Here is a 20,226-nt window from a genome sequence, read left to right as displayed (position 1 = left end):
CAAGAACCAGATATTGATCTGGCAGGCCGTTGTGAAGCCGAATTTCTAAGAACGCCGATCGGCAAACTTGCCGGTCGCGCAGTCGCAATCAATATCTCCAGGCGTGTTCAGGTTCCCGTTAGAATAACGGTTTACGTTTAGAACAATTCCAATCTGGAGATATTTGATGCCCGCCAAACGCAGATATTCGGTATCCCAACGCCTGTTGCATTGGCTCGTGGCAGCGCTCGTTTTCTTTAATCTTTTATATCCCGACGGCATGAACGCCTGGAAGCATTTGGTCCGGCGCGGCCAGACACCATCACCATCAGACATTGCCGGTGCCAATATTCATGCCTATGTCGGCATCGCAATCCTGTCGCTGACCCTTATCCGCCTCGCCCTGCGCTTCTCGACGTCTGCTCCCGGCAAGCCCAACAATCAGCCGCCATTGTTGCACTTTGTCGCCCAATCGACCCATGTGATGCTGTACGCGCTGATCCTTGCGATGCCGTTATCCGGTATCGCGGCCTATTACCTTGGCGCGGACACGGCCGGCTTTGTTCATGGCGGTCCGATCAAGATGTTGCTTTGGATCGTCATCGTCTTGCACATTGCCGGTGCGTTTGTTCAGCACTTCTATTTTCGGTCCGACGTCCTGCGACGCATGACAATCGGTTAGAGCAGCCTAGGCCGGCGTGCTGCCGAAATGTCTCTCAAAGGAAAACAAGGCTGTCGGCAAAGCGCTGGCACCATCCAGCGCCAGATCCGCAAGGATCTCGCCGACGACGCTCGTAAACTTGAAGCCATGGCCCGAGCAAGCGGAAGCAACGACGATATCCGATTGTCCGGGCACGCGATCGATGAGGAAATCCTCGCTCGGCAGCATGGTGTAGCGGCAGGTCGTCGCCCGGACGCGATATGACGCCGCATTCGGCAAACGCTTGGCGGCGAAGCTGTCGAGCAGATCTGTATCGCCGGCGTTGACCGGCGGGTTCGGTTTTGTCGGGTCGATTGGTTCGCGGAAATGGGCATGACGACCGATCTTCACGCCGTCGATACCGATCGCCGGGAAACCGAAATAGGAACCCTCGGCACCTTCATCACGCAGGAAGCAAGGCATGCGCTGCGGCTCGGCGACGAAACCGTCCTTCGGTTGATACCAGGCGACGACCTGTCTAATCGGCTGCGCGTGCGCCTTCAGCTGCGGCACAAGCTCGGCAATCCATGCGCCGGTTGCGACGATCACCTTGCGGGCGCGATATCGTCCCGTTGAGGAAACGACCGTCACGCCCTTATCGTCGGGCTCGATCGAGACAACGCGTTCGCCGAAATGCAGTACCGCACCATCCTCCGCCGCAAGCTTCAGGTAGCCCATGATCGCCGCTTCCGGGCGCACATAGCCGCCCTGCGGATCGAGCAAGCCGACCTCGTCTTCCTCCAGCGCAAACGCTGGAAAGCGGCGCTTCATGGCATCGCGGTCAAGTATCTCATGCGGCAGGCCATGCATGTTGCAAGAAGCGCGCGTACCGCTGACGATCTTGCTATCCGGCGCTCCGATCTGTAGGACGCCGGTGACTGTCAGGATCTCGGCGCGCAACCGCGCCTCCAGCGAGCGCCAATTGTGGTACGCGCGCTGCAGCAAAGGAACGTAGGACGGATCTTCGAAATACCCGAGGCGGATGAGGCGGCTATCGCCATGCGAAGAGCTCAGCGCGTGCGCGGGGAAATGTGCCTCGATCCCGATCGCTTTTGCGCCGCGTGCCGCGGCAAAAGACAATGCCGCGCTTCCCATCGCGCCGAGGCCTATGACGGCTACGTCGAATTCCGCAGACATGTTACGCTCCAGTTTCGTGTTCGGCGGGCGGCGCGACGGTGGCGATCACCGCCCGGAGTGTCTCTATATCCATATTCAGCGGCCGATCGTCGCCGTAAATCGGAACACACGAACGAACTGCGGCATAGACACGCTCGGTTCCAGACGCCCGCGCACCCTGCGAGACGAGAAAGTCATGCGCTTGCGCGGCCGCCATCAGCTCGATCGCCAGGATGTATTCGGCATTGTCGAGTATCGCCAGAAGCTTCGTGGCTGCAGCCGTCGGATGGGCGAGGAAGTCCTCCTGCAGCCCGGAGGTCAGGCCGCCGTCGAGTGATGCCGGAGCGGCAAGGCGCCTGTTGTCGTTGCTCAATGCGGCAGCGGTATACTGAGCGATCATGAAGCCGGAGCGACTGCCCGCGTCGCTTGCGAGGAAGGGGGGCAGACCGCTGACCAGCGGATTGACGAGGCGATCGGCGCGACGCTCGCTCATGGCGGAAATCTGGGCGATCGCGATCGCCAGGCTGTCGGCCGCCTGACCGAGGGCCGGCGCCACGGCATGCGCTTCGGAGGAGACGATCGGCTGTTCCGGCGTACCCGAAACCGCCGGATTATCCGTCACTGACGCAAGTTCCTGATCGACGATGCGGGCCGTCTGGTCGAAGACGTCCCAGGCCGCGCCATGCGCATGCGGCACGGAGCGAAGGCTTAGCGCGTCTTGGGTGCGCCGACCAAGGGCCGCGGCAACGAGAGCACTGCCCTGCAGACGGCTGCGCAATCTGCGGCCGACCTTGGCTATGCCGGCCGATGGGCGCAGCGACAGCACGGTCTCATCGAATGCCGCCATCTGGCAGCCAACGGCCTCCAGCGTGAGGGCCGCGATGGCATCAGCCCAATCCATCAGACGTTCGGCGCGAGAGAGGGCGAGCGCAGACAATCCGGTGGCGCAGGCCGTACCATTCACAAGGCTCAGACCTTCCTTGGCACCCAGCACCAGGGGGCTCAAGCCGATCGAGGCAAGTGCCTCTGCGCCGCCCATGGATTTACCCTTCACGACAGCCCTGCCTTCACCGATCAGGACGAGCGCGGTGTGGGCGTTATGCGTGAGATAGCCGGCGGAACCTTTGGACGGGACCTCGGGAATGCAGTCATGCTCGAGAAACGCGGCCAGGTGCCGGATGATTTCAGGCCGCACGCCGGAATAACCGTGCGAGAAATTGGCGATCTGCGCCGCAATGATGGAGCGCACCTCGCGAGACGGCAACAAGGGGCCGACGCCGCAAGCATGGCTGAGAATGATGTTGCGTGACAACCGGCTCTGAGAATCGCGATCGACAACCGTATCGGAGAGGGCGCCAACACCGGTGTTGATGCCATAGGCCCGCACACCGGTTTCAACGATACGCTCAACGATGCGGCTTGCCTTGGCAACTCGTTCCCAGGCAGCGTCCGAGAGAGACAAAGCTTCGCCGCCACCGACGCGCGCGACATCGCGCCAGGAGAGAGCCTGATCGATAGTAATGGTCATTGCCCGCTTCCGAAATGACCGATGAACTGACGGAAGGCCGGCGATGCGCCGCCGCCAAACATCTCATCCGGCGTGCCGGTGCTTTCGACGAGACCTTCCTTCATGAAGACGACGCGGTTTGAGACGTTGCGGGCAAAGCTCATCTCGTGGGTGACGACGAGCATCGTCATGCCTTCCTCGGCAAGGGCGCGCATGACGCGCAGCACTTCGCCGACAAGTTCAGGATCGAGCGCCGAGGTCGGTTCGTCAAACAGCATCACCTTCGGCTTCATGGCGAGCGCACGGGCGATTGCCGCACGCTGCTGCTGACCGCCGGAAAGATGGGCGGGATAGGCATGACGCTTATCGGCAATGCCGACCTTTTCAAGCAGCGCTTCGGCCTCGGCAATGCATTCCGAGCGCGGGCGCTTCAGGACATGCACGGGGCCCTCGATGACGTTCTGCAGGATCGTCATGTGGGACCAGAGATTGAAGCTCTGGAACACCATGCCGAGCTCGGAGCGGATATGGTCCACCTGCTTGTGGCTTGCCGGGCGGCTTTTGCCGTTTTTGTGGATCATGCGGATCTGCTCGCCATCGACCCATATCTCGCCATCGCTAGCGATTTCGAGCAGATTGATACAGCGAAGGAAGGTCGATTTGCCCGAGCCGGAAGCACCGAGAAGCGAAATTACATCACCATCGTGAGCGTCAAGGGAAATGCCGCGCAAGACCTCATGGGTGCCGAAGCTTTTGCGGATGTTGCGGACGGAAAGTCGGTTTACATCTGGCATGATTTGCCTGCTCCAGTAAGCTCTAGGCCTTCAGCGCCGGCGGAATGGCGCGGCGATGTCGGGACAAGGAATATTCCAGCAGGGTCATGGCCTGCAGAATGACGAAATTCAGCACGAGGTAAATGATCGCGGCACAAAGGAAGACTTCCATAGTGCGGTAGGTCTGTGAGATCAGACGCTGCGCGACCCCGGTCACTTCCCAGACGGTGACGAGGCTCGCAAGCGCCGTCGACTTCATCATCAACACGATCTCTGTCGAATAGGCGGGCAAAGCGTGCCGGAAGGCGATCGGGGCAATGATGCGCCGAACGAGCAGGAAGCGAGACATGCCGATGGAGCGCGCAGCCTCGATCTCCTTAGGCGAAACGGCACGAATGCCGCCGCGGAAGATTTCGGCCGAGTAACCCGCGGTGCAGAGCGCCAGCGACAGGATCGCACAGACGACCGGCTCGCGCAGAAACGGCCAGAGGAACGAATAACGGATGATGGAGAACTGCGCCAATCCGTAAAAGACCAGGAACATCTGGATCAGCAGCGGCGAGCCGCGGAAGACGAAAATATAGCCTTTTGCAAATCCGGACAGGATCGGATTGCCGCTGACGCGCATCGCGACAATGACCAGCGCGAGAAGCCCGCCAAAGAAGATCGACAGGAAGAACAGCAGAAGCGTGGTCGGCACGGCCTTCAGAAGCGTGACCATCGTGCTCGAAAGGAAATCGAAATCCATATCGCCCTCCTCAAGCCTGGCCGATCGTCGAGGCCGGCATGCTTCGATTGGCGCGGCGTTCCGCCCGATTGAAGATGCGATCCGACAGGCTTGTCAGGATCAGGTACAGCAAGCCACCGACGATGAAGAAAAGGAAGTATTGACGGGTAGAGCCTGCGGCCACCTGGCTGGTCCGCATCAGTTCGGCAAGGCCCGTTACCGAGATCAAGGCCGAATCCTTGAGACTGAGCTGCCAGACATTGCCGAGACCGGGAATAGCGTAGCGGACGACCTGCGGCATGATGATCCGTCGCAGGCGAAGGCCACGATTCATGCCAATCGCGGAGGCAGCCTCCAACTCACCCTTGGAGATTGCAAGATAGGCGCCGCGGAACACTTCCGCCTGATAGGCGCCGGAAATAATGCCCACGGCAAGCGCACCGGCGGCAAAAGATGGCAGACCGAGGAAACCCTCGTAGCCGAACCATTTGCCGATGGACGTCACGGCCGACGAGCCACCGAAATAGATCAGATAGATGATCAGGAGTTCGGGGATGCCACGAAAGACGGTCGTGTAGATGTTGCCGATCGTCTTCAGCACGAGGCTTCCGGAAAGCTTGGCGAAAGCGATGATCGCGCCGAGAACGGCGCCGATGGCCAAAGCCGTCGCGGTGACGGCAAGCGTCATCAGGGCGGCGACAAGCAGCAGCGCGCCCCACCCGTTCGAGCCGAAGCCCAGCAATTGCAAGGTTGCCATAGATCCAATCCCCGTCCGTGGCAGTTTCAGGCGTCAGGATATCATACGGCCTCCGGCAGCAAAGCCGGAGACCGAATTGAACGGCCCGAAGGCCGACCCGATCATTGCGGGCTGACGTCGACCTTGAACCACTTCATCGACAGAGTCTTGACGGTGCCGTCGGCCAGCGCGGACTTGATCGCCTCGTTGAGCTTGTCGCGCAGATCCGTGTCCGCCTTGCGGATGCCGAGACCTTCGCCTTCACCCCAGATGGAGCCGACGATTTCCGGGCCGGTGAAGGCAAGCGAGTCGTTGGCGCTGGCAAAGGCGTTCATGAAATAGACGGCATCATCGAAGCCGAGATCGATACGGCCGTTCTGCAGGTCGAGATCGCGATCGGCGCCGGTCTTGTATTCGCGGATCGTGGCAACCGAGCCGAAATTGTCATAGATGAACTTGGCATAGACCGTTGCGGCCTGAATGCCGATCGTCTTGCCCTTGAATGCTTCCTTGAGCGTGTCGATCTCCTTCACGCCGGTCTGGCCAGGCGTCATCTTGATCGTGGCGCCGGTGCCTGCAGCGTTGGCAAGCGGGCTATCCTTGGCGGTTGCGAAAGCAGCCGGGGTCGCAGCGTAAGGAATGGTGAAGCCGATGACCTGCTTGCGCTCGTCGGTGATCGACAGGGCGTCCATGATGACATCGAACTTGCCGGCGTTCAGCGCCGGAATCATGCCATCCCAATCGGACGCAACGAGCTTGCAGTCGATCTTGGCGCGTTCGCACAGAACCTTGGCAAGTTCCGGCTCGAAACCGCCGAGCGAACCGTCGGCATTCGTCATGTTCCAGGGGGCGTAGGCACCTTCCAGGGTGATGGTCGCCGTCTTCCAGTCCTTGGCAACAGCCGGAGCCGCAAACGCGGCGGCAGCCATGACGCCTGACAAGAGAATTGCACTGAATTTCATCGTGTAGAGCTCCTCTGAGGTTGAAACAGGCCTTGCAGCACTTCCTACCGATCTTCGCCGGCTTGCCCGCTTTCCCAATTTATTTTTAGGATTGATTGCGAGGTTGTATAGGGTACCATATGAGATAATTTATGATATGCAAGTGGGAAAGTTGTTTTCGAGGCAGATTCACCTCGTGCAAAGGGAATAGGCAATGAAGCGCTCCGGCGAGATGAAACGCGAACTGGCGGAAAACGACGGCTCGCCTCTCTATGCCGGAGTAAAGCAGATGATACTCGATCGCATCCATAGCGGCGAGTGGCCTCCGAAATATCGCGTCCCCTCCGAAAACGAACTCGTCACCGAACTTGGCGTCAGCAAGATGACGGCCAATCGCGCGCTACGTGAACTGGCCAACGAAGGCGAACTCGTCCGCATTCAGGGCGTTGGCTCCTTTGTCGCCGAACGCAAGGGTGCCTCCGCGCTGTTCGAAGTGCGCAATATCGCCGAAGAAATAGCGGAACGCGGCCATTCTCATCAGGCAACCGTGATCGTTCTGGCCCAAGAGGCGGCCTCTCCGGATGTGGCCGACGCCCTTGGACTGGACATCGGATCACCGGCATTTCACTCGCTGATCGTGCACAGCGAGAACGGGGTCCCGGTCCAAATCGAAGACCGCCACGTCCATCCTGACGCCGCCCCGGACTATCTGGCTCAGGACTTTTCCCGCATGACGCCCAACGCCTATCTTTCCGAAGTCGCCCCGCTGAGCGGCTCCGAACATGTCGTTGAGGCCGTTATGCCACAAGCCTGGGAATGCAAGCTTTTAACGATCCTGAAGACGGAACCTTGCCTGACGATCCGGCGGCGTACATGGTCCGCGCGCGGCGTCGTTTCGACCGCGCGGCTTATTTATCCCGGCCATCGGTACCGGCTTGAGAGCCATAACGGTGAGCCGTCTGATCGATAGTTGTATATGGAAGATAGGGAACTGCGCCCTTGGCTGAGGCGCAGTGACGAGATACGGTCTTGTCTTTCGCCCGCAAAGGCTATTACCAAGCCTGCAGCGTGCACTCCATGAACAGCGCGCCTAAAAGCAGGCCTCCGACCGTCGCCAGCACTTTCAAGATAGCCCTTTCTATCCGCAGACATTTCTCCGGCAGGATCAGGGCAAGGGACTCGCTCGCGGCGGCAGCGACGATGCACACCAATGCGGTAATACGTCGATCTTCCGGATAGGCCATAACGAAGAGAAAGCCCAAAAGCCCGAACGGCACCACGCTGTCGATGTTCGCCATCGCCATCAACGGATATTTCGCCCTGACCGGCACGACGGTGGTCAGCACGATCAGACCGAGCACGGTCCAGGCAAGGGCGTGGGCGAGCAAAGTAAATTCCATGCGAAATCATAGCAACAAGCCATCAGTTTTCAAGCGACGCCGTGGCCCACGGATTCGATCGTCATTGAAGCACGCCAAAGCGCCGATCGCGCCGAAGCGCCCAATAATGGTTGGCAGCAATCCTCACCTATTCAGTCAGGATGGTTGCCAGCGGAATTGACAAATGGCGCAGGTACACGAGTATCGGTCGCTCCATCTGCCGGCTAAAGGTCGCGCATACCAGCCGATATATTCCACAGTTCACTGACGATTGGACCAGCAATGCCCGATACGAATATCCAAAATCAGCCAGCGACATGGCGCATCATCCTCGCCGCGATTTTTGACTTCCTGACCGCGTTTTTTGTTCTCGGCTACATCATCGCATCGATTTTCGGCGGCAAGACGGACGATGGATTCCAGCTCAACGGACCGCCTGCCCTACTGCTCTTTGCCCTCATCGTTGCATATTTCATCGTGTTCAATCGATATCTCGGCGGCACCATCTGGAAGCGTATCTTGCGCGCGCAACGCCGCTAACCACCAGCGCCAGTCGCAGTTTTCGATTTGAGGCCACATCACCGACGCGGTCGTTACAGGCTGCTGAGCAACAAGCTTGTTTCGCTGTTGGCGACCCCGTCGATCATGCGGACCTCGCGCAAGACACGATCGAAGTCCGAAAGGCTGGCGGCGCGGATATTCGCGACAAGATCCCAATTGCCGTTCGTCGTGTGAAGGGAATAAATCTCCGGCAAACCACGCAGCTTGCGAATAACCTGCGTGGTCGATTTTCCGATAACCTCGATCATCATGACGGCGTGCACTGTCTGCTCGTCGTAATCTTCCCGCACCCGCACGGTGAACCCGAGAAGCGTGCCGGTTTCGATCAGACGATCCAGCCGGTTCTGCACGGTGCCGCGCGCCACACCCAGCGCGTCCGACAGTTTCGAGAGAGACGCTCGGCCATCGGCGCGCAGATGGCCGATGATACGTCGATCAAGGTCATCGGGAATATATTTCGCAAGCGTCATCACCAACTCCGGCTTTGCCTTTTCGGCCAAAAATACTGAGCAATTTGCACAAACACATACCGGAACTGGCACAGTTTTGCGATTTCAGTCAATCGATCCGCTTGGTACCCTATTGGAAGCAAACTTATCAAGGACATGACAATGCCCGCACCGCTTCCATCGGAAAAAGCCTTCATCCCTTTCGTCAGCGTCGAGAACATGATGCGACTTGTGCATCACGTCGGCATCGAAACCATGCTGGTCGAACTGACGGATGCCGTTGAAGCCGATTTTCGTCGCTGGGATCTTTTCGACAAGACACCGCGCGTTGCATCGCATTCCCATGACGGCGTAATCGAGCTGATGCCGACCTCCGATGGCGCGGTCTATAGCTTCAAATATGTCAACGGCCACCCGAAGAATATGTCGCAGGGGCTGCAGACGGTGACCGCTTTCGGCCTGCTTGCGGAAGTCTCGACAGGGTATCCGGTCCTGCTCACGGAGATGACGCTGTTGACGGCGTTGCGTACCGCGGCAACCTCCGCCATGGCCGCGCGTCATCTGGCGCCGGCAAACGCCCGCTGTCTGGCGCTGATCGGCAATGGTGCACAGGCGGAATTCCAGGCCTTGGCGATGAAAGCGGTGCTCGGGATCGAAGAAGTGCGTCTTTACGATCTCGACCCGAAGGCGACGGAAAAGACCGTGCGAAACCTGACGGGATCCGGGCTGCGCCTGGTTCCCTGCACGTCGGCACAGGCCGCGATCGAGAGCGCCGATATCATCACCACGTGCACGGCGGACAAACAGCTTGCCACGATCCTGACCGACAACATGGTTGGCGCCGGCGTCCACATCAACGCCATCGGCGGCGATTGCCCGGGCAAGACGGAGCTTCATCGAGATATCCTGCTACGTTCAGACACCTTCGTCGAATATCCGCCGCAGACACGCATCGAGGGTGAAATCCAGCAGATGGATGCTGACTACCCCGTTACGGAACTGTGGCAGGTGGTCAGCGGTCGCACGCAGGGCAGACGCAGCGAAGGGCAGATCACGCTGTTCGATAGCGTCGGCTTCGCGATCGAGGATTTTTCCGCCTTGCGGTACGTTCGTGAAAAACTTGCCGGCACCGACTACTATCAGAAACTCGACATCATCGCCGATCCCGACGATCCCCGCGATCTCTTCGGTATGCTGCAGCGCGCAGGATGAGAGAAAGTTAAGTCGGGGAGACTTCCGGGCATACCCTGGAAATAGTCACGCCGACCCTGCGTGGCCGATCGAGGTATCAAACAATGAATTGCGGCGACGATCATTCGATCGTCGCCGCCACGTTCGTTTGGCAGGCTCTGCTAGCTTCTGCTGGCGGAAGCGGCCAGCTCAGGCTCCTGGACCTTGCCGTTCAGGGAAAAGGCCAGAAGTGCCGATAACAGCATCAACGCTCCGACGATGAACATCGGCAACTCGTAAAGGCCGGTGGCATCCTTGACGACGCCGGTAATGTAAGGCGCGGCGAAACCCGCAATATTGCCGATGGTGTTGATCAAAGCGATGCCGGCCGCTGCAGCCGGCCCCGTCAGAAACCGCGACGGGATCGCCCAGAAGTTTGGCAAGGCGGCAAAGATTGCGCAGGACGTCAGCGTAATCATGATGATCGTCGCCTCGGGCGAGCCCATATAGAGTGCCGCCGGGATGCTGAATGCGCCGATCAAAGCCGGGATGCCGATGTGCCACGGCCGAACGCCGCGCCGGGACGCATCGCGGCTCCAGAAGAAAAGCGCGACTGCCGCAGGCAGATAGGGGATGGCCGTGATCAGCCCCTTGTCGAAGACATCAAACTTGGTACCGAATTTCGTTTCGAAGCCGGCAATGATCGTCGGAAGGAAGAAGGCCAGTGCATAAAGGCCGTAGATCAGGCCGAAATAAATGATCGAGAGCAGCCAGACGCGCCCATCGGTCAATGCGAGCCCCGTCATTTTGCCATGCGCCGCAGTCTTGGCTTTTTCCTCGCTGGCAAGCGCGCGGTTCAACCAGTCCTTCTCTGGCTTCGTCAGCCATTTCGCGTCATCTGGACGATCGGCAAGATAAAACCACGTGACAATGCCGATCGCGATGGCGGGAATAGCGACACCAAAGAACATCACGCGCCAACCTTCCAGGCCAAACAGACCGTGCATCTGGATCAGCATGGCGGCAAAGGGCGCCCCGATAACCGTTGTCAAAGGCTGGGCGAGATAGAAGAGCGCCAGGATCTTGTTACGATGCCTGGCCGGCACCCACATGCTCAGAAACAGAATTGCACCGGGGAAGAAGCCTGCCTCTGCCACACCGAGCAGGAAGCGCAGGACATAAAGCTCGGTCGCGCTCGATACCCAGGTGAACAACAGCGCCACGATACCCCATGACACCATGATACGGGCAAGCCAGCGGCGGGCGCCGAATTTATGAAGCGCAAGATTGCTTGGGATTTCCAGCACGATGTAGCCGAAGAAGAAAATGCCGGCGGCAAATCCGAACTGCGCCGCCGTCAGCGCCAGATCGGTCGTCATGCCGTTGGGACCTGCAAAGGAAATCGCGGTTCGATCCAGGAAGTTGATGAAGAACATCAGGGCAATGAACGGCACGAGCCGTTTCGACACCTTGGCAATGGCCGACCGCTCGACCTGTGATATTTCCTGACTATTGGCTTGCAATGAGAGTCCTCCCCCGTCTTCAAATTGTGCGGCGCAATTGTCGACCCGCGCCGCTGACAGAATGGAAACTCCTACGTCCCTCCCAACTCTCGCCTTTGGCCGCATCCGCCTGTGAATGGCTTGATCTGTAGCGGTATGGACAGGCCACAAGCAAACGATTTAAACTCCCCATCATGTGAAGAAAAATCACATCACGAGATTACCGAGGCGAGATATGAGCGGCCCTCTTCCATCGTTGAATGCATTGAAAGCCTTCGAGGCGGTTGCGCGCCACAAGTCGATGACGCTGGCCGCCGATGAGCTCTGCGTGACGCATGGCGCAATCAGCCGTCACATCCGCGGCCTTGAGGAAGCTCTCGGCGTGATCCTTGTGACCCGAAGGGCCCACTCGACAGAACCGACGCCGGAAGGCTTGCGTCTGGCGGAGGGGCTCGCCAGCGCCTTTGGCCTCATGCAGGCAAGCGTCGAGCGCGTACGCCCGAGCCCGCTGACGCTTTCCTGCTCCTCATCGATCATGATGGGCTGGATCATTCCGCGCATCGGTCAATTCCACGAACGTCATCCGCAGGTCGCCCTGCAGTTCAACATGAACTATGATCAGATCGACTTCGTGCGGGACAAGATCGGCCTTGCGATCCGTTCGAGCGTTATCGAGCCGCCGAAAGACGCGATCATTCGCGAACTTGGCGGTGAGGCGATCGGTCCGGTCTGCTCGCCGGAATATTTGAGCCGTGCCCGCATCCGTGCCCCCCAGGATCTCGAAAGCGGCGCCATTTTATCGACGCGCACTCGGCCGGAGGCCTGGAATGATTGGCGGGCCGCCGCGCGCCAGCCTGATCTTCGTCTTTCGAGCAACTCGGCCTTCGACCATTTCTATCTGCTTATCCAGGCCGCAACCTGTGGGCTCGGTGTCGCCGTGGTCCCGCAAATGCTGGTGCTCGATCAACTGGCGTCTGGACGATTGGTGGCGCCTTTCGGCTTCCTGCCCGGGCCACGGCGCATGGTGCTTTGGATCGCACCGCACGTCGCCGGCCGTCCGGATGCGCTGGCGCTCGAACGATGGCTGACCGCCGAAATGCATGCGCGGCCCGATACCTGACGCATGACAGGATCACGGCCTCTGGGGAGAAGCAGATTTCGACTGCTGCGCAAGCCCGACGCACTCATATGAATTGCTGCTTATGTTCCTTAAAACGCATGGAAATTTCCCAAGTTTAGGCCTGCACCTCCGCGCGAAATGTGTGTTATGAGTCCTCGCGAATAGGGGGGTGATGAGACGATCCTCGGTTGCTCTCATCGAAGAGAGGATGTTGTCCTGAACGTCATGCCCGAACTGGCAGGCCACACTGGCGAAATGGCAGCGCTGATATCAGGCTTCGATTGGGAAAAGACCCGTCTTGGCCCGAGATCGGCTTGGCCACAATGTCTTACCTCCGCTGTGGATATCATGCTCTCCGCTCACGTGCAGATCGTCATGTTCTGGGGCGACGACTTTATTGCGCTTTACAACGACGCATACGCGCCGAGCATAGGTGCCAAGCATCCGCAGGCACTGGGCCGGCCGGCGCGCGAAAACTGGGCCGAACTTTGGGATGACCTGGAGCCGCTTCTCCGCTCCGTGCTTCGCGACGGCAAGGCGGTCGTTGCAAAGGATCGACCGTTTTACATCGAGCGCCATGGCTATCCGGAAACTGTCTATTTCGACATCTCCTACTCTCCCGTTCGGGACCCTGCCGGCACGGTGCTGGGTGTGTTCTGCATCGTCAACGAAACGACGGAACGTGTCCACGCGGATCAGGCTTTGCGGGAGAGCGAGGCGAGACTGCGCGCCGTTATCTCTCAATCGGCGACGGGTATGGCCCAGTGCGAATTGAATGGCCGTTTCGTCCTGGTGAACAGCCGCTTTTGCGAGATCGTCGGTTACACCGAAGATGAACTTCTCGGCATGCGAATGCATGACATCACCTATTCGGACGACCTGCCTTTGAACACGCAGCTGTTCGAAACGATGATGACGACCGGCGAAAATTTCGAGATCGAGAAACGCTTCGTCCGCAAGGATGGGAACCTCGTCTGGGTCACGAATTCGGTGTCCGGGTTGCGGGGAAGCTCGGGGCGCATAGAGCGCGTCGCTGGCGTTATCATCGACATCAGCGAACGCAAGCGGGCACAGGAAGTCGAGCGACGCCTTGCAGCCATTATCGCGTCGTCCGACGACGCGATCCTCAGCACCGATCTCAACATGATCATCAGGAGCTGGAATTCCGGCGCGGAACGGCTTTATGGCTATTCCGCGAAGGAGGCCCTGGGCGTTTCAGTCATGATGCTGGTGCCGACGGAGCGAAGCGACGAGGAACCGGCGATCTTTGCGCAGATTCGCGCGGGCCATAAGGTCGAGCCCTATGAAACCCAGCGACGATGCAAGACCGGACAGCTCGTCGATGTCCTGCTCAGTGTGTCGCCGGTTTACGACACCTACGGCAGGATCATCGGAGCATCGAAGATCGCCCATGACATCAGCGCCAAGAAGGAAGCCGAGCGTCTTCAGGATGTCCTCGTCGGCGAACTCAATCACCGCGTCAAGAATGTGCTGGCAACCGTCATGGCCATCTCGCGCCAGACATTGGGGCGCGGCGAGGTTAACAAGACATCCGTCGAGACGTTCGAGGCGAGACTTGCCTCGATGGCGCGCGCCCATGATCTGCTCATTCACGGCAGATGGGAGGAGGCTGACCTCAAGGCCGTGATCGGCCAGGCGCTCTCTCCCCACGCCAGGGAGCGGTTCGAAATTTCCGGCCCTGCGATCAAGCTTGCGCCGCGAACGGTTGTGTCCATTTCGCTTGCATTGCACGAACTTGCAACAAACGCCGCCAAGTATGGCGCGTTGTCCACGCCCGACGGCCGGGTGTCGATCCTCTGGTCTCTGGAAACAGGCGAAACCCTTCGGCTTAAACTGCGTTGGCAGGAAAAGGGCGGCCCGGCCGTCCAGCCGCCCACGCACAAGGGCTTCGGCTCCAGGCTGATCGAAAGCCTGCTTGCGGCTGAACTGAACGGCCAGGTTCACATCGCTTACGAAGAAAGCGGGCTTATCTGCGAGGTCCAGGCAACCGCCGGCATCGGCTGGGAGGAAGCCTGACGCCGGATCATCACAAAAGCAGGCACCCGCCCGTCAGCCAATGATCCCTCTAAAACGCCTCCGCACTTTCGGAATTGCCGCCCCATTTTTGTTTCTTCGCAAGGCCGTCAAAACCATTGTGCGCTTGTCCAAGAGGCCCTAACGCGAACTTTTTGGCCGTGTTGCCAGCACATTCCGGATCGAGAAACTGGAGTGAATTCGCAACACGCCTGGTAAGGTCGACAGAATCTCCTTGTGAATCCGCTCGAAATCCCCCGGATTGGCGACCTCGACACGCAATAGATAGTCCGATCCACCGGTCATGAGAAAACATTCGCGGATCTCCGGATGCTTGCGCACGGCCGCCTCGAAACGATCCAGATGATCCTCGGTCTGCCGTTCAAGCGTGATGTTGATGATGACGGCGATCGCCGTTTCGGCCTGAGAGGTATCGACCAGCGCTGTGTAACCCCGGATGACACCAGCCTGCTCCATCAATTTGATGCGTCGCAAACAGGCCGACGGTGACAATCCGACTTCACTTGCCAGGCTCGCATTGCTGACGCGCGCATCAAGCCGAAGCAGACGCAGAATATTGCGATCGATCGCATCCAGAGCTGCCATGTGGATTCTTTCAAAAAATCGTCGATAATTTCAATAACATGGCGATAACACAATTATCAATCACTCTTTGGCGAGTAATTTCACGATCATTTCAATAATCTCGATGCGAAGAAATGAGGGCGAACATGGACGGCGGTGTAGTGAATTCGCGAGCGTCACAATTGGCGATCGAAGGCGGCGCCTGCGGTTGTCTGACCGTCGATCTGTCGGCCCTGTGCCGCAACTACGAAAAGCTGTCCCGGATGGTTGCCCCGGCGCGAACGGCTGCCGTGGTCAAAGCAGATTCATACGGACTTGGGGCGAAGCAGGTTTCCAATGCGCTCTATGGGCAGGGGTGTCGGCATTTCTTCGTCGCGCACTTCATCGAAGCACTGCGGCTAAAGCCGCATCTGCCGCGCGACGCTTCCATTTTCGTTCTGAACGGCCTGCTGCCCGGCAATGAGAGCGCCTGCGTCGAAGCCGGTATCATTCCCGTCATCAATTCGCTCGATCAGATGAAGCAATGGTCGGAGACGGCACGCTCGTTGCAGCGCAGGCTCCCGGCGGTCCTCCAATTCGATACCGGCATGTCGCGGCTCGGAATCGCGCCGGAAGACAGAAGAGAGGTCTCCGCCTTTCTCGAGACGCCGAGCCATCTCGACGTGCTATTCATCATGAGCCATCTGGCCTCGGCCGATGAGACCGACAACATCCAAAATCGTGATCAGCTTGCGGAAATGCGCCGCGTCGCGGATGAATTCCCGAACTACGATTTTTCCTTTGCCAATTCCGGCGGCATTTTCCTTGGCGAAGGCTTTCACGGTGTGTTGGCCCGGCCGGGTATTGCGCTTTACGGCGGGGCTCCGACGAGTGGCATTGCCAATCCGATGGAGCCTGTGGTCCGTCTCGAGGCGGCTGTCGTGCAAACTCGAACGGTTCCGGCCGGCACGCGGGTCGGATATGGCGGCGTGCATGTGACGAAAGCCCGGATACGGTTGGCGACGATTGCCGCCGGCTATGCCGACGGTCTTCCACGTAGCCTCAGCGACAAAGGTTCGGTCTACTACAAAGGCGTGCGGCTACCGATCGTGGGGCGCGTGTCGATGGATAGTTCGACAATCGATATCAGCGCCTTGCCCGAAGGCACGCTCTCATGCGGCAGCCTGGTGGAAATTCTCGGAGATCACCAGACGCTCGAGGATCTTGCAAGGGATGCCGGCTTGATTTCCTATGAGATCCTGACCAGTCTCGGCCACCGCTTCCACCGGCAATATCGCTGACCTTCCTACTGCTCAATTCACTGAGGACATCATGAAAGTCGTCGTTCTGGGTGCCGGCATCGTCGGCGTGACATCCGCCTATCAACTCGCCAAGGCGGGCCACGAAGTCACCGTCATCGACCGGCAGCAAGGGCCGGCGCTGGAGACGAGTTTCGCCAATGCCGGCGAAGTCTCCTTCGGCTATTGCTCGCCCTGGGCAGCGCCCGGCATTCCCATGAAGGCGATCAAGTGGCTGTTCATGCATCACGCGCCGCTCATCCTGCGTCCAAAGGTCGATGGCGCCATGCTGTCCTGGCTCGCCAAGATGTTGTCAAACTGCACGTCGCAACGCTATGCCATCAACAAGAGCCGGATGCTGCGTCTTGCCGATTACAGCCGCATCTCGCTGGCACAGGTTCGCGAAGAGACCGGCATTGCGTATGACGAACGCATGCAAGGCACGCTGCAGCTGTTCCGCACGCATCATCAGCTCGAAGCATCCGCCAAGGATGTGAAAGCTCTGGCCGCTGACGGCATTCCCTACGAGGTGCTCGATCCCGAGGGTTGCATCCGCGTAGAGCCCGCGCTGAGGCATGTGCGCGAAAAGATCGTCGGCGGGTTGCTGACGCCCAAGGACGAAACCGGCGACTGCTTCAAATTCACCAATGCGCTTGCCGCAAAGGCGGTAGAGCTCGGCGTCAGCTTCCAGTATGGCACCACCATCAAGGGGCTCGATGTTCAGGGTGGGCAGGCGCGCGCTGTCGTGACCGACCGCGGACGCATCGATGCCGAAGCCATCGTGGTCGCGCTCGGCAGCTATTCGCCACTGCTCCTGAAGCCCCTCGGTATCAAGTTGCCGGTCTATCCGGTCAAGGGTTACTCGCTGACGATCCCGATCACAGATGCCTCGCGCGCGCCGGAATCGACCGTCATGGACGAAACCTACAAGATCGCCATTACCCGACTTGGCGACCGTATCCGCGTCGGCGGCATGGCCGAGATTTCCGGCTACACCAACGATCTCGGCATTGCCCGGCGCCAAACGCTTGAACATTCCGTCACCGACCTCTTCCCCGGCGGCGACGTGGCCAAAGCCTCCTTCTGGTCGGGCCTTCGGCCAATGACCCCGGATGGCACGCCAGTGATCGGACCGACGAAAATCAAGGGCCTCTACCTCAACACCGGTCACGGCACGCTCGGATGGACCATGAGCTCAGGCTCGGCGCGCGTCATCAGCGATCTCGTCAGCGGCCGCAAGCCCGATATCGACGCAACCGACCTCGCCATCGCCCGATACGCCTGACCGAAAAGACTTGCGCGACAGCCGCTTTGGCGGCTGAAAGCCTGCTGAAAGATACCTCAAGACATGCCTCCTCTTGAAATGCTCAGGCGCTTCCGGCAAACAGCGCCTAAGAGCGAGGACAAGTCACATGCGGCATATTCATATCGTCGGTATCGGTGCGGGAAATCCCGAGCATCTCACCGTACAGGCGATCAACGCGTTGAATGCGGTCGATGTCATCTTCATCCCCAGCAAAGGCGCGGCAAAAAGCGAGCTCGCGGATGTCAGACGCGAGATATGCCAGCGCTATGTCGCCAATCCAGCCACGCGCTATGTGGAGTATGAAGTTCCCTCACGTCAGACGGCGGATCGCAGTTACATGCAGAGCGTCGATGAATGGCATGATGCGATTTCCGCGACCTATGAACGGCTGTTTCTGGATCACCTGACCGAAAGCCAGAGCGCTGGCTTCCTGGTATGGGGCGATCCTGGACTTTATGACAGCACGCTGCGCATTCTCGAGCGCGTCGCTCGCGGTAAGGTCGCTCTTGATTACAGCGTTGTTCCCGGCATCACCAGCATCCAGGCGTTGACGGCAAGCCATCGCATTCCCCTTAATCTCGTCGGCAAACCAGTGCAGATCACGACTGGCCGACGGTTGGCAGAGAGCTTTCCGGGCATTGCCGAGACCGCGGTTGTCATGCTGGACGGCGAACAGGCCTTCAGCAAGATCGACGATCCCGATGCCTATATCTACTGGGGGGCCTATCTCGGCACCAAGGACGAGATCATCATTGCCGGCCGGCTGGCCGACGTTTCCGAGCGTATCGTCGAAACACGGGCGGAGGCCCGCACCCGGCATGGATGGATCATGGATATCTATCTCATGCGCAAGGGGCAGGATTTCGACGATCTCGCATGAGAGCCAAACGCCAAAACGTTTGCCCGTCGATCCGGATTGTGCAAGGAAATGTTCCTCATGAAGGGCGGTCTTATGGTTGCGGCCGATGCTGAGACAATAACGGGGCAAGCATGCTTCTCGCCGGAGGAGAGCGTCGGGAGTGATATCTCGTCACCGACGTCCTTGGTTCGCGGCGCCTGCCCTTCCCTCAGCGCGCCGATGCAGACAGGCGATGGCCTCCTTATTCGCTTGAGACCGTCGACGCCAGGTTTGACCGTTGCACAATTGCGCGCCTTGGCGGAAACCGCAGAAAGACACGGCAACGGCCTGATCGAGATCACCGCCCGCGGGAACATTCAGCTACGGGGCATGACGCGCGATAGCATGCCGGGACTGGCCGTCGATATCGATCGCGCCGGTATCGTGCCGGAGAGCGGCGTTGTCATCGAAGTTCCGCCACTGAGCGGTTGCGATCCATCGGAGATCGCCGATGCCCGCTCGCTAGCCGAGTATCTGCGAAACGCCATAGGGGCGCTTCGCCCCAGACCATTATTGGCCGCCAAGCTCGCCATTATCGTCGATGGCGGAGGTCAGCTTCCTCTCGATCAGCTTTCGGCCGATATCAGGTTGAAAGCCGTCCACGCGGCTGATGGAGCGCAGCGGTGGATGCTTGCCATTGCAGGGACCGATGCGACGGCCACGCCGCTCGCCGCTTTTTCCAAAGAGCAAGCTGTTGCAGCCGTCACCCGGCTCATCGAAACTCTGGCCGTCATGGGGCCTCGCGCGCGCGGCCGGGACCTGAATGTCCCAGCCCTGAGGGCACAGTTTTCCTTCTCTGCCGACCTCGTTCGTGATGGAACCGTTGCACCGTCCGCTGCGGTCGGCATCATTCCGCTCGACAAGGAATACACGGCACTCGGCGTGCGCCCGGCCTTCGGCCAGATCCATGCCCGCGATCTCATTCGCTTTCTCGGCCTTGCCGAAGCGTGCGGCCTGCGGGAAATTCGTACCGGACCGGATCATAGCTTGCTGCTTATCGGACTTCCCCACGATCGCATTGAAGATGTCCGCGCCGCAGCGAGCGATTGCGGCTTCCAGACCCGAGCCGATGACCCGGCAAATTACGCCATCCCCTGCTCCGGTGCCGGCGCCTGCGCATCGGCCCACTATGCCACGAAACAGGCAGCCGCCGATCTGGTCGACGTCGGGCTGGAGCTTTTGGATGGCTCCATGGAGGTCCATCTGTCCGGCTGTGCGAAGGGTTGCGCCCATCCGTCCCCGGCGATGCTGACCATTGTAGGCGCTGCAACGGGCTATGCTATTGTCGTAAATGGGTCAGCATCCGATGAGCCGGTGGCGTACATCCACAAGGAACACCTGAAATCGGCGCTGGCAACGCTCGGAGAACTGGTACGAAACAACAAAGCTGCTGGCGAATCGGCACAGCAGTGTCTTAAACGGCTTGGCCGGGACGCAATCGCGACGGCTTTACGACAGGGATAGAA

Annotated in this window: 20 protein-coding genes; 10 read left to right on the top strand and 10 right to left on the bottom strand. The window is 59.4% G+C overall.

The window, feature by feature from the left end:
* Positions 1 to 166: 166 nt before the first annotated feature.
* Positions 167 to 661 carry a cytochrome b/b6 domain-containing protein gene (locus tag HGP17_RS16320; protein ID WP_168810729.1) on the top strand — a complete coding sequence of 165 codons (495 nt, stop codon included), beginning with the start codon at positions 167 to 169 and terminating at the stop codon, positions 659 to 661.
* A gap of 6 nt (positions 662 to 667) precedes the next feature.
* Here HGP17_RS16320 and solA read toward each other — a convergent pair whose 3' ends face one another.
* From solA to HGP17_RS16290, 6 genes are all read right to left on the bottom strand, one after another.
* Entirely contained in the window at positions 668 to 1,816 is a 1,149-nt protein-coding gene (solA, locus tag HGP17_RS16315; RefSeq protein WP_168810727.1) for an N-methyl-L-tryptophan oxidase, read from the bottom strand.
* Position 1,817: 1 nt separating this feature from the next.
* On the bottom strand, positions 1,818 to 3,323 hold the full coding sequence (gene hutH, locus HGP17_RS16310; protein ID WP_168810725.1) for a histidine ammonia-lyase: 1,506 nt from the start codon (positions 3,321 to 3,323) through the stop codon (positions 1,818 to 1,820).
* A complete protein-coding gene (locus HGP17_RS16305; protein ID WP_168810723.1) occupies positions 3,320 to 4,096 on the bottom strand; it encodes an ATP-binding cassette domain-containing protein in 777 nt (258 codons plus the stop codon). Before HGP17_RS16305 ends, hutH begins: the two co-directional genes overlap by 4 nt.
* 22 nt (positions 4,097 to 4,118) lie before the next feature.
* Positions 4,119 to 4,823: an ABC transporter permease subunit gene (locus HGP17_RS16300; RefSeq protein WP_168810721.1), complete on the bottom strand. Its 705-nt coding sequence runs from the start codon at positions 4,821 to 4,823 to the stop codon at positions 4,119 to 4,121.
* A gap of 10 nt (positions 4,824 to 4,833) precedes the next feature.
* On the bottom strand, positions 4,834 to 5,559 hold the full coding sequence (locus tag HGP17_RS16295; protein ID WP_168810719.1) for an ABC transporter permease subunit: 726 nt from the start codon (positions 5,557 to 5,559) through the stop codon (positions 4,834 to 4,836).
* A gap of 101 nt (positions 5,560 to 5,660) precedes the next feature.
* Complete coding sequence (locus tag HGP17_RS16290; RefSeq protein ID WP_168810717.1) at positions 5,661 to 6,500, bottom strand: transporter substrate-binding domain-containing protein; 840 nt, start codon at positions 6,498 to 6,500, stop codon at positions 5,661 to 5,663.
* A 193-nt stretch (positions 6,501 to 6,693) separates the two neighbouring features.
* On the opposite strand from HGP17_RS16290, the gene hutC reads away from it, so the two are divergent.
* Positions 6,694 to 7,449, top strand: coding sequence for a histidine utilization repressor (gene hutC / locus HGP17_RS16285; RefSeq protein WP_168810715.1), 756 nt, complete (start codon positions 6,694 to 6,696; stop codon positions 7,447 to 7,449).
* 82 nt (positions 7,450 to 7,531) lie between these two features.
* Here the strand turns inward: hutC and HGP17_RS16280 are convergent, their stop codons facing one another.
* The gene (locus HGP17_RS16280; RefSeq protein ID WP_168810714.1) at positions 7,532 to 7,867 is read right to left on the bottom strand and encodes a hypothetical protein; all 336 of its coding nucleotides are present in this window, start codon (positions 7,865 to 7,867) and stop codon (positions 7,532 to 7,534) included.
* Positions 7,868 to 8,140: 273 nt separating this feature from the next.
* Here HGP17_RS16280 and HGP17_RS16275 point away from each other — a divergent pair, with 273 nt between their 5' ends.
* Positions 8,141 to 8,398 (top strand): hypothetical protein, encoded by a 258-nt coding sequence (locus tag HGP17_RS16275; RefSeq protein ID WP_168810713.1) that lies wholly within the window; start codon positions 8,141 to 8,143, stop codon positions 8,396 to 8,398.
* A 53-nt stretch (positions 8,399 to 8,451) separates the two neighbouring features.
* On the opposite strand, the gene HGP17_RS16270 is transcribed toward HGP17_RS16275, so the two are convergent.
* A complete protein-coding gene (locus HGP17_RS16270) occupies positions 8,452 to 8,889 on the bottom strand; it encodes an Lrp/AsnC family transcriptional regulator (RefSeq protein ID WP_168810712.1) in 438 nt (145 codons plus the stop codon).
* 141 nt (positions 8,890 to 9,030) lie between these two features.
* On the opposite strand from HGP17_RS16270, the gene HGP17_RS16265 reads away from it, so the two are divergent.
* On the top strand, positions 9,031 to 10,080 hold the full coding sequence (locus HGP17_RS16265; protein ID WP_168810711.1) for an ornithine cyclodeaminase: 1,050 nt from the start codon (positions 9,031 to 9,033) through the stop codon (positions 10,078 to 10,080).
* Between the two features lie 140 nt (positions 10,081 to 10,220).
* On the opposite strand, the gene HGP17_RS16260 is transcribed toward HGP17_RS16265, so the two are convergent.
* Positions 10,221 to 11,561, bottom strand: a complete 1,341-nt coding sequence (locus tag HGP17_RS16260) for an MFS transporter (RefSeq protein ID WP_246704120.1) — start codon at positions 11,559 to 11,561, stop codon at positions 10,221 to 10,223.
* 214 nt (positions 11,562 to 11,775) lie between these two features.
* Here HGP17_RS16260 and HGP17_RS16255 point away from each other — a divergent pair, with 214 nt between their 5' ends.
* Together HGP17_RS16255 and HGP17_RS16250 are read left to right on the top strand one after the other, a co-directional pair.
* Entirely contained in the window at positions 11,776 to 12,660 is an 885-nt protein-coding gene (locus HGP17_RS16255; RefSeq protein ID WP_168810709.1) for a LysR substrate-binding domain-containing protein, read from the top strand.
* A 225-nt stretch (positions 12,661 to 12,885) separates the two neighbouring features.
* Complete coding sequence (locus HGP17_RS16250) at positions 12,886 to 14,697, top strand: PAS domain S-box protein (protein ID WP_246704119.1); 1,812 nt, start codon at positions 12,886 to 12,888, stop codon at positions 14,695 to 14,697.
* 138 nt (positions 14,698 to 14,835) lie between these two features.
* Here the strand turns inward: HGP17_RS16250 and HGP17_RS16245 are convergent, their stop codons facing one another.
* Complete coding sequence (locus tag HGP17_RS16245; protein ID WP_168810708.1) at positions 14,836 to 15,300, bottom strand: Lrp/AsnC family transcriptional regulator; 465 nt, start codon at positions 15,298 to 15,300, stop codon at positions 14,836 to 14,838.
* A 125-nt stretch (positions 15,301 to 15,425) separates the two neighbouring features.
* Between HGP17_RS16245 and alr the strand changes: the two genes are divergently transcribed.
* The 4 genes from alr (at position 15,426) to cobG (ending at position 20,224) form a co-directional block, all read left to right on the top strand.
* Positions 15,426 to 16,559 (top strand): alanine racemase, encoded by a 1,134-nt coding sequence (gene alr, locus HGP17_RS16240; RefSeq protein WP_168810707.1) that lies wholly within the window; start codon positions 15,426 to 15,428, stop codon positions 16,557 to 16,559.
* Positions 16,560 to 16,590: 31 nt separating this feature from the next.
* On the top strand, positions 16,591 to 17,841 hold the full coding sequence (locus HGP17_RS16235; protein ID WP_168810705.1) for a D-amino acid dehydrogenase: 1,251 nt from the start codon (positions 16,591 to 16,593) through the stop codon (positions 17,839 to 17,841).
* A 127-nt stretch (positions 17,842 to 17,968) separates the two neighbouring features.
* Positions 17,969 to 18,742, top strand: coding sequence for a precorrin-6A synthase (deacetylating) (cobF, locus tag HGP17_RS16230; protein WP_168810703.1), 774 nt, complete (start codon positions 17,969 to 17,971; stop codon positions 18,740 to 18,742).
* A gap of 57 nt (positions 18,743 to 18,799) precedes the next feature.
* Entirely contained in the window at positions 18,800 to 20,224 is a 1,425-nt protein-coding gene (gene cobG / locus HGP17_RS16225) for a precorrin-3B synthase (protein WP_168810701.1), read from the top strand.
* The last annotated feature ends 2 nt before the right edge of the window (positions 20,225 to 20,226 follow it).

It is taken from the genome of Rhizobium sp. P38BS-XIX (assembly GCF_012641435.1).
GTDB lineage: Bacteria > Pseudomonadota > Alphaproteobacteria > Rhizobiales > Rhizobiaceae > Rhizobium.
Note: the sequence above shows the minus strand (reverse complement) of the source record. Positions and strands in the feature narration are given on the sequence as shown.

Excerpts from the sequence above, each read along its gene's own strand:
- HGP17_RS16320 (WP_168810729.1), top strand. The coding sequence starts at position 167 with ATGCCCGCCAAACGCAGATATTCGGTATCCCAACGCCTGTTGCATTGG.
- solA (WP_168810727.1), bottom strand. The coding sequence starts at position 1,816 with ATGTCTGCGGAATTCGACGTAGCCGTCATAGGCCTCGGCGCGATGGGA.
- hutH (WP_168810725.1), bottom strand. The coding sequence starts at position 3,323 with ATGACCATTACTATCGATCAGGCTCTCTCCTGGCGCGATGTCGCGCGC.
- HGP17_RS16305 (WP_168810723.1), bottom strand. The coding sequence starts at position 4,096 with ATGCCAGATGTAAACCGACTTTCCGTCCGCAACATCCGCAAAAGCTTC.
- HGP17_RS16300 (WP_168810721.1), bottom strand. The coding sequence starts at position 4,823 with ATGGATTTCGATTTCCTTTCGAGCACGATGGTCACGCTTCTGAAGGCC.
- HGP17_RS16295 (WP_168810719.1), bottom strand. The coding sequence starts at position 5,559 with ATGGCAACCTTGCAATTGCTGGGCTTCGGCTCGAACGGGTGGGGCGCG.
- HGP17_RS16290 (WP_168810717.1), bottom strand. The coding sequence starts at position 6,500 with ATGAAATTCAGTGCAATTCTCTTGTCAGGCGTCATGGCTGCCGCCGCG.
- hutC (WP_168810715.1), top strand. The coding sequence starts at position 6,694 with ATGAAGCGCTCCGGCGAGATGAAACGCGAACTGGCGGAAAACGACGGC.
- HGP17_RS16275 (WP_168810713.1), top strand. The coding sequence starts at position 8,141 with ATGCCCGATACGAATATCCAAAATCAGCCAGCGACATGGCGCATCATC.
- HGP17_RS16270 (WP_168810712.1), bottom strand. The coding sequence starts at position 8,889 with ATGACGCTTGCGAAATATATTCCCGATGACCTTGATCGACGTATCATC.
- HGP17_RS16265 (WP_168810711.1), top strand. The coding sequence starts at position 9,031 with ATGCCCGCACCGCTTCCATCGGAAAAAGCCTTCATCCCTTTCGTCAGC.
- HGP17_RS16255 (WP_168810709.1), top strand. The coding sequence starts at position 11,776 with ATGAGCGGCCCTCTTCCATCGTTGAATGCATTGAAAGCCTTCGAGGCG.
- HGP17_RS16250 (WP_246704119.1), top strand. The coding sequence starts at position 12,886 with ATGCCCGAACTGGCAGGCCACACTGGCGAAATGGCAGCGCTGATATCA.
- HGP17_RS16245 (WP_168810708.1), bottom strand. The coding sequence starts at position 15,300 with ATGGCAGCTCTGGATGCGATCGATCGCAATATTCTGCGTCTGCTTCGG.
- alr (WP_168810707.1), top strand. The coding sequence starts at position 15,426 with ATGGACGGCGGTGTAGTGAATTCGCGAGCGTCACAATTGGCGATCGAA.
- HGP17_RS16235 (WP_168810705.1), top strand. The coding sequence starts at position 16,591 with ATGAAAGTCGTCGTTCTGGGTGCCGGCATCGTCGGCGTGACATCCGCC.
- cobF (WP_168810703.1), top strand. The coding sequence starts at position 17,969 with ATGCGGCATATTCATATCGTCGGTATCGGTGCGGGAAATCCCGAGCAT.
- cobG (WP_168810701.1), top strand. The coding sequence starts at position 18,800 with ATGAAGGGCGGTCTTATGGTTGCGGCCGATGCTGAGACAATAACGGGG.